At 76.5% G+C, this 7,215-nt stretch carries 8 protein-coding genes; all 8 read right to left on the reverse strand.

All coding sequences use genetic code 11. From position 1 onward, the window contains the following. The coding region (locus CUD01_RS15950) for a GNAT family N-acetyltransferase (protein ID WP_141322486.1) at positions 1-634 on the reverse strand (634 nt) is incomplete at its 3' end. Positions 635-689: 55 nt separating this feature from the next. Next, the gene (locus CUD01_RS15955) at positions 690-1,034 is read right to left on the reverse strand and encodes an MGMT family protein (RefSeq protein ID WP_141322487.1); all 345 of its coding nucleotides are present in this window, start codon (positions 1,032-1,034) and stop codon (positions 690-692) included. A 49-nt stretch (positions 1,035-1,083) separates the two neighbouring features. After that, positions 1,084-2,133: an LLM class F420-dependent oxidoreductase gene (locus CUD01_RS15960; RefSeq protein WP_141322488.1), complete on the reverse strand. Its 1,050-nt coding sequence runs from the start codon at positions 2,131-2,133 to the stop codon at positions 1,084-1,086. A 58-nt stretch (positions 2,134-2,191) separates the two neighbouring features. Beyond that, positions 2,192-3,244: an SdpI family protein gene (locus CUD01_RS15965; RefSeq protein WP_141322489.1), complete on the reverse strand. Its 1,053-nt coding sequence runs from the start codon at positions 3,242-3,244 to the stop codon at positions 2,192-2,194. Then, entirely contained in the window at positions 3,241-3,612 is a 372-nt protein-coding gene (locus CUD01_RS15970) for a GntR family transcriptional regulator (RefSeq protein WP_094179669.1), read from the reverse strand. The genes CUD01_RS15965 and CUD01_RS15970 overlap by 4 nt, the downstream gene beginning before the upstream one ends. Before the next feature lie 66 nt (positions 3,613-3,678). Then, positions 3,679-4,263, reverse strand: a complete 585-nt coding sequence (gene epsC, locus CUD01_RS15975; protein WP_094179670.1) for a serine O-acetyltransferase EpsC — start codon at positions 4,261-4,263, stop codon at positions 3,679-3,681. Between the two features lie 110 nt (positions 4,264-4,373). Next, positions 4,374-5,309, reverse strand: coding sequence for a cysteine synthase A (cysK, locus tag CUD01_RS15980; protein WP_141322490.1), 936 nt, complete (start codon positions 5,307-5,309; stop codon positions 4,374-4,376). A 390-nt stretch (positions 5,310-5,699) separates the two neighbouring features. Next, a partial coding sequence (locus tag CUD01_RS15985) for a bifunctional 3'-5' exonuclease/DNA polymerase (RefSeq protein WP_141322491.1) occupies positions 5,700-7,215 on the reverse strand: 1,516 nt, incomplete at its 5' end.

The following is a 7,215-nucleotide window of genomic DNA, read 5'->3' on the forward strand; positions in this document are numbered from 1 at the left end:
CGCCGCCGTCACGCCACGCGGGCGGGTCGGCGAGCCGCGAGCGGCGGTGCGCGTCGGACGCCCGCAGGACCCAGCCCGGGCGGCCGACGCCGGCCGCGGTGTTGACCGCCTGCACGAGGTCGGCGTGCCGCTCGACGTCCGCGGTGTCGATGCGCACCGTGAGCGCGTCGCTGCCCGGCACGTCGCGCAGCGCGGCTCCCCGCGGCACCTTGAGGCGGACGTCGTCGCAGGCCGAGCCGTAGCCGAACCGGCCGTAGATCGCCATCTCCGCGGCGAACAGCGCGGAGACCGGCTCGCCGCGCTCGAGGGAGCGCGCGAAGTGGGCGTCGATCATGGCGGACAGCAGCCCCCGGCGACGCTCGTCGGGCCGGACGCCCACGAACGTGAGCCCCGCGCACGGGACCGCACCGCCCGGGACGGGCAGGTCGAAGTCGAACGAGCCGTGGACGCCGCCCAGGGTCCCGTCGGGCCGCTCGACGCCCGCCGTGCGGTCCCACTCGAGGGTGTCGGGGACGATCTCGCTGGTCTTCTCGTCGGGCTCGAACGCGAACGCGAGGTGGTCGACGGCGAGGAACTCGGTCTTGCGGTCGTGCGGCACCGCGACAGTGCGGTACCCGTCGGGCAGAGGTGTCATGGCGCCATGGTCACCCCCGCCAGGCGCACTTCACCAGCGCATATGCCGGTGTCGCTCAGTCGGCCGTCGGGACGTCGTCAGGGAACCAGATCGCCCGGCGCAGGGCGACCCGCGTCCCGTCCGCCACGAGCGGGGTGCCCTCGGCGCGCAGCTCGTCGAGCGCGCGGTGCAGGTGCCGGGCGGGCGGCGCGCCCGACGCGTCGACGACGCGCCACCACGCCACGCCCGAACCGGCTCGGGCCATGACCTGACCCACCTGGCGCGGGCCGCCGCGCGGACGGTCGCCCGCGGCCGCGAACCGGTCCGCGACGACCTCGGCGACCGTCCCGTAGGTCATCGCGCGCCCCGGGGGGATGGCTTCCACCAGGTCGAGCACCGCCTCGAGGTACGCGTCGTCCACGACGACGAGTGTGCCGCAGCGTGCCGTGGCTCGGGGGAGGGCGCAGCGGTCAGGCGGCGTCGACCTCCGGCGCGAGGACCGCCGCGACGGCGGGCAGCGTGCGCGGGTCGCCCTGCACGACGAGCGTCGTGATCGCGGTCGCGCGCCACGCCGGCAGCTGCGCGCGCACGTCGTCGGGCGTGCCGACGAGCGCGACGTCGCGCACGAGCTCCACGGGCACCGCGGCGGCCGCGCGCTGCTTGTCGCCCGCGAGGTAGTGCGCCTGGATCTCGTCGCACACCGCGGAGTACCCGAGCCGGTCGAGCACGTTGCGGTGGAAGTTCGCACCCTTCGCGCCCATGCCGCCCGCGTACAGCGCGACGAACGGCCGGATCTGCTCGGCGGCGGCCTCGATGCTCTCGGCCAGCACCACGGGCACGGGCGCGACCACCTCGAAGCGGGCGGGGGAGCGGTCGTCGGTGCGCGCGGCGAAGCCCTCGGCGAGCAGCGCGCGGTACTCGTCGTCCATGCGGGGCGAGTAGAACATCGGCAACCAGCCGTCGGCGATCTCGGCCGCGAGCGCGACGTTGCGCGGGCCCTCCGCGGCGAGGTGGATCGGCAGGTCGGCGCGCAGGGGGTGCACGGTCGGGCGCAGCGCCTTGCCGAGCCCGGCGCCCTCGTCGGGACCCAGCGGCAGGCGGTAGAAGTCGCCGTCGAACGTGACGGGCGCCTCGCGTGCGAGCACCTGGCGCACGACCGCGACGAACTCGCGCGTGCGGGCGAGCGGCCGCGGGTACGGCTGGCCGTACCAGCCCTCGACGACCTGCGGGCCGGACGCGCCGAGGCCCAGCACGAACCGCCCGCCCGACAGGTGGTCGAGCGTGAGGGCGGCCATGGCGGTCGCGGTGGGGGTGCGCGCCGAGATCTGGGCGATCGCCGTGCCGAGTCGCACGCGCGACGTGCGCGATCCCCACCACGCGAGCGGCGTGAACGCGTCGGAGCCGTACGCCTCGGACGTCCAGACCGAGTCGAAGCCGAGGCGCTCGGCCGCGACCACGGTCTCGAGCGCGCCCGGCGGCGGGCCGGCGGACCAGTAACCCAGCGAGTACCCCAGTCGCATGCCGGCCTCCGTGACGTCGTCGTCGCGCGGCGGCCCGGTCGGCCGCGGCGCGGTCAGGTTACCCGGCGGTAGCTCGCGGGGTCCCGCGCTCCGCGCGGTCGTCGCGCGGGCGGCGGCGGTCCGCGAGCGTGTTGAGCAGCGCGGCCGCCGTCGCGGCGTCGTCGACGGTCACGACGAGCACGCGGGACCCGGTCCGCCGCACCTGGATCGCCTCGCCCGCGCGCAGCACGAGCCCTGCCCGCCCGCCGCGGCCGAGCCGGTAGCCCCAGCCGCCGAACTCGCGCAGCGGGCGCACGTCGACCACGTCGGCGCGCAGCACCTCGTCCACGGGCACGCGCACGCGCGGCCACCCGAGCACGGAGCGCGCCTCGAGCCCACGCGCGTCGACCGTCACCCGCCACAGGAGCATCGCGGCGAGCAGCACGCTCAGGCCCACCGGGACCAGCAGCGCCATCCACTCGTCGAGCACCGCGGCGAGCACGGTCGTCGCCGCGACGACCGCGCCGGCCGGGAGCAGCGCCGACGGTGAGCCGACGGTCCGGGTCCACGCCGCGCGCTGCGTGCGGGACAGCGGCACGCGGCGGGCGTCGGCGTCGACGGGTCCGCGCGCCGGCAGCCGCGCGTCGGCGGGGGCGAGGAGGAACGCGACCCCGGCCACGACGACGGCGGCCGCGAGACCGAGGACCACGGTCGGGCCGCCGCCCGGTGCGAGCGCGCCGTCGGCGAGGCCGCGCTGGCTCGCGAGCGTGCCGGTCACGACGACCGCGTACAGCGCCCCCAGGCCGGCGGACGTCGCGACCAGCCCGCGTCGGGTCACGCCGTCGTGCCCGCGCCAGAACGCGAACGCCCACTGCGCGACGCACAGCCCCGTGCCGACGAGCAGCGGGACGAAGGCGCCCGCGAACGACGAGAACCCGTCCGGCCCGTCGGCGCCCCAGTGGTTCGCGATCCGCTCCGGCAGCTCGTCGCGCCAGCCCAGCGCGGCGAGCGCCGGGACGGCCATGAGCGCGAGCGGCAGCACGAGCGCGAGCAGCGTGGTCGAGCGGCGGTGCGGGGGCGCGGTCCGCTCGTCGCCCCGGGCGCCCGCCGGGGTGGTGGACGTCGTCGTCATCGGCCCTCCGGGGTCGTCGCGCGGGCGAACGCGGCCTGCACGAGCGCGGTCGCGGCGGTGGGGGGCACACCCGCACGGCGCGCGGCGTCGACCAGCGCGGCGACGGGCTCGTCGAGCGCCGCGTAGTCGGCGTGCCCGGCGATCACGGCACCCCGCCCCCGGCGCAGGTCGAGCAGACCCTCGTCGCGCAGGTCCTGGTACGCGCGCAGCACGGTGTGCAGGTTGACCTCGAGGGACGTCGCGAGCACCCGGGCCGACGGCAGCCGGTCGCCCGTGCGCAGCTCACCGCTCGCGACCGCGCCGCGCACCTGCGCGGCGATCTGCGCGAACAGCGGCTCGTCGCGCTCGGGGTCCACGGTCCAGAGCACGGCGCCAGGCTAGTTGCGCGGGGCGCAGGAGGACAGCGCGGAGCGAGTGCGGGCCGGACGGACCGGTCAGATGTAGATCGCGGGGTCGTCGACCTCGATGTCGAACGGTGCCGCGGCCGGGCGCAGGCGGATCTGCGCGGGCACCCCCACCGCGATCGCGCCGGCCGGGACGTCGTGGATGACGACGGCGTTGGCCCCGACCTGCACCCCGTCGCCGATCCACACCGGCCCGAGGATCTTCGCGCCCGCGCCGACCACGACGTGGTCGCCGAGCGTCGGGTGCCGCTTGCCGTGCCGCATCGACTTGCCGCCGAGCGTCGAGCCGTGGAACAGCACCACGTCGTCACCGACCTCAGCGGTCTCGCCGATGACCACGCCCATGCCGTGGTCGATGAACAGCCGGCGCCCGAGGCGCGCGCCGGGGTGGATCTCGATGCCCGTGAGGAACCGCACGAGCTGCGACAGCAGCCGTGCGGGCAGGCGCAGGCCCGGCTCGCGCCACATCGCGTGGGCCACGCGGTAGGTCCACACCGCGTGCACCCCCGGGTAGGCGAGCGCCACCTCGAGCCGCGACCGGGCCGCGGGGTCACGACGACGCGCGGCCTCGAGGTCCTCGCGGAACGTGGCGATGAAGTGCTGCAGGGAAGGCATGGGACCTGGCTCTCGAGGGGCTCTCGAACGGGGGAGGACCGCCGCCGGGGCGGTCCAGGACCGGGCGCCGTGCCCCGGGTGCTCGCGCGACCCGGGGCACGGCGTGCGGGTCAGTCGAGCAGGTCGGCGTACAGCACCGTCGAAAGGTAGCGCTCGCCGAACGACGGGATGATCGCGACGATCAGCTTGCCCGCGTTCTCGGGGCGCTCCGCGAGCTGCTTCGCGGCCGCGAGCGCGGCGCCCGACGAGATGCCGACGAGCAGCCCCTCCTCGGCGGCGGCGCGGCGCGCGTACGCGACGGCGGTGTCGGCGTCGATGTCGATGACCTCGTCGTACACCGACGTGTCGAGGATCTCCGGCACGAAGTTCGCGCCGAGGCCCTGGATCTTGTGCGGGCCGGGCTGACCGCCGTTGAGGATCGGCGACTCGGCGGGCTCGACCGCGACGATCTTGACGTCGGGCTTGCGCTCCTTGAGCACCTGGCCGACGCCCGTGATGGTCCCGCCCGTGCCGATGCCGGCGACGAGGATGTCGATCTTGCCGTCCGTGTCGGCCCAGATCTCCTCGGCCGTGGTCCTGCGGTGGATCGCCGGGTTGGCCTGGTTGGCGAACTGGCGGGCGAGGATCGCGCCCGGGCGCTCCGCCACGACCTCGTTCGCGCGGTTCACCGCGCCCTTCATGCCCTCGGAGCCGGGCGTGAGGATGAGCTCCGCGCCGAACGCGCGCAGCAGAGCGCGCCGCTCCTTCGACATCGTCTCCGGCATGGTCAGGACGACCTTGTAGCCGCGGGCCGCGCCGACGAACGCGAGCGCGATGCCCGTGTTGCCGGACGTCGCCTCGACGATCGTGCCGCCCGGCTGCAGCTCGCCCGACGCCTCCGCGGCGTCGATGATCGCCACGCCGATGCGGTCCTTGACCGAGTTCGCCGGGTTGTAGAACTCGAGCTTGCCGACCACGGTCGCGGGGGCGCCGTCGGTGATCTTGTTGATGCGGACCAGCGGGGTGTTGCCGATCAGCGCGGTGGCGTCGTCGTAGATGCGTGCCATGGTTCCTCTTCGGTCGAGCCGCCGGGTGGCGGCGGAAACGGGGGACGTGCCTTACGGGTGCTGCGGCCACCCCGGCTGACGGTGCGGGGTGGGTGCGGTCGGCGCCCCGGGTAGGGGCGGGCCGCCGGGGCGAGCGCTGGCGGACCTGGCACGGCCCGTCCGGGTCACGGTGCCGTCGCGCGCGGGAGCCAGCGCTCTACCGACAGCGACAACACCGCGCCACGAGGGCACGGCGGAAGGAGGCGGGGGCGGACGTCCGCTCGCTCATCGCTCTCCTCCAGAGGCGGCCAGCACGGCCGCAGTCGCAGGTGACGCTATCGCCAACGCGACGCCCCGCGCAAAGGTTCCCGCCCTGCGGGACGGGCTCGCGGCGCACGCGCCGGCGTCGACTCACCCGAGGTGGCGGGTCGCGCCCGGGACGCCGACGACGAGGCGCGCCGCCTCCTTCGCGTCCGCGTACGTCGACGCGACGCCCACCGACAGCGGGAAGTCGACCGGGAAGTCGCCGAACAGCAGACGTCCCGCCGCCGTCGCCGCGCCCGCGACCTGCGCCGCGACCTCGTCCGCGCACGACGCGGGGGTGTGCACCACGACCTCGTCGTGCAGGAAGTACACGAGGTGCGGACGCCCGACGAACGGGGCACGCACCCGGCCCGGCGCGGCCTCGTCGGCACCCAGCGCCCACAGCCGGCGGCGCAGCTCCGCGAGCCAGCACAGCGCCCACTCGGCCGCGGTGCCCTGCACGACGAAGTTGCGCGTGAAGCGGCCCCACGACCGCGTCGCCGACCGCGCGCGGGACTGCGCGCGCTCGGTCGCGTCCGGGTCGAGCGCGTCCGCCTGGGCCTGCGCCCACGTCTCGCCCGGACGCGGGGAGCTGCGGCCCAGCAGCGTGGAGACGACCTCGCCGCGCTCGCCCGCGCGCGCGGCGTCCTCGACGAGCCCCACCGCCGCGGGGAACGCCTGCAGGAGCCGCGGGAGCACGGCCGCGCTCGCACCCGTCGTCCCGCCGTACAGCGCGCCCAGCATCCCGACCTTCGCGAGCGCGCGCTCGGGCACCACGCCCGCGTCCACGATGCCGCCGTACAGGTCACGTCCCGCGCCGGCCGCCGCCATCCGCTCGTCGTGCGCCATCCCCGCGAGCACTCTCGGCTCGAGCTGTGCGGCGTCCGCGACGACGAGCCGCCACCCCGGGTCCGCGCGCACCGCGGTGCGCAGACGGCGCGGGATCTGCAGCGCGCCACCACCGCTCGACCCCCAGCGGCCCGTGACCACGCCGCCCACCACGTACTCCGGCCGGAACCGGCCGTCCGGCACCCACTGGTCGAGCCACGCCCAGCCGTTCGCGGAGTGCAGACGCGACAGCTTCTTGTAGGCGAGCAGCGGTGCGACCGCCGGGTGGTCGACGCCCTCGAGCTCCCACTGCCGGGTCGAGGACACCGCGAGGCCCACGCGGCGCAGCGCGCGCAGCACGTCGGGCAGGGAGTCCGGGTTGAGGCCGGGTGCGTCGAGCTCGGCGCGGACCTGCGCCGCGAGCCGCGCGAGCTCGGGCGGGCGCTCGCCGCGCGCAGGACGCTCGCCCAGCAGGTCGCGCAGCACCTCGTCGTGCACGTCGGCGTCCCACGGCAGGCCCGTGTGACGCATCTCCGTCGCGACGAGCGCGCCCGCCGACTCGCCCGCCACGAGCAGCCGCAGGCGCCCCGCGGACGGGCTGCCCGCCACCGCGGCGTGCTGCGCGTCCAGCTCCGTGAGGCACGCGGCCAGGTCGGGCGTGCCCGCCGGGCCCCGCTCGTCGGGGCGCGGGTCGGCGGTGTCGGACGCGGCCGCGTCGTCGTCGCGCATCGCGTCGAACAGCGTCTGGTCGCTCGAGGCGGGCCGCGCGGACGCCGGGTCGGCGGGCCCCGCCGCG

It is taken from the genome of Cellulomonas uda (genome assembly GCF_006538705.1).
In the GTDB taxonomy this organism is placed as follows: Bacteria; Actinomycetota; Actinomycetes; order Actinomycetales; family Cellulomonadaceae; genus Cellulomonas; species Cellulomonas uda.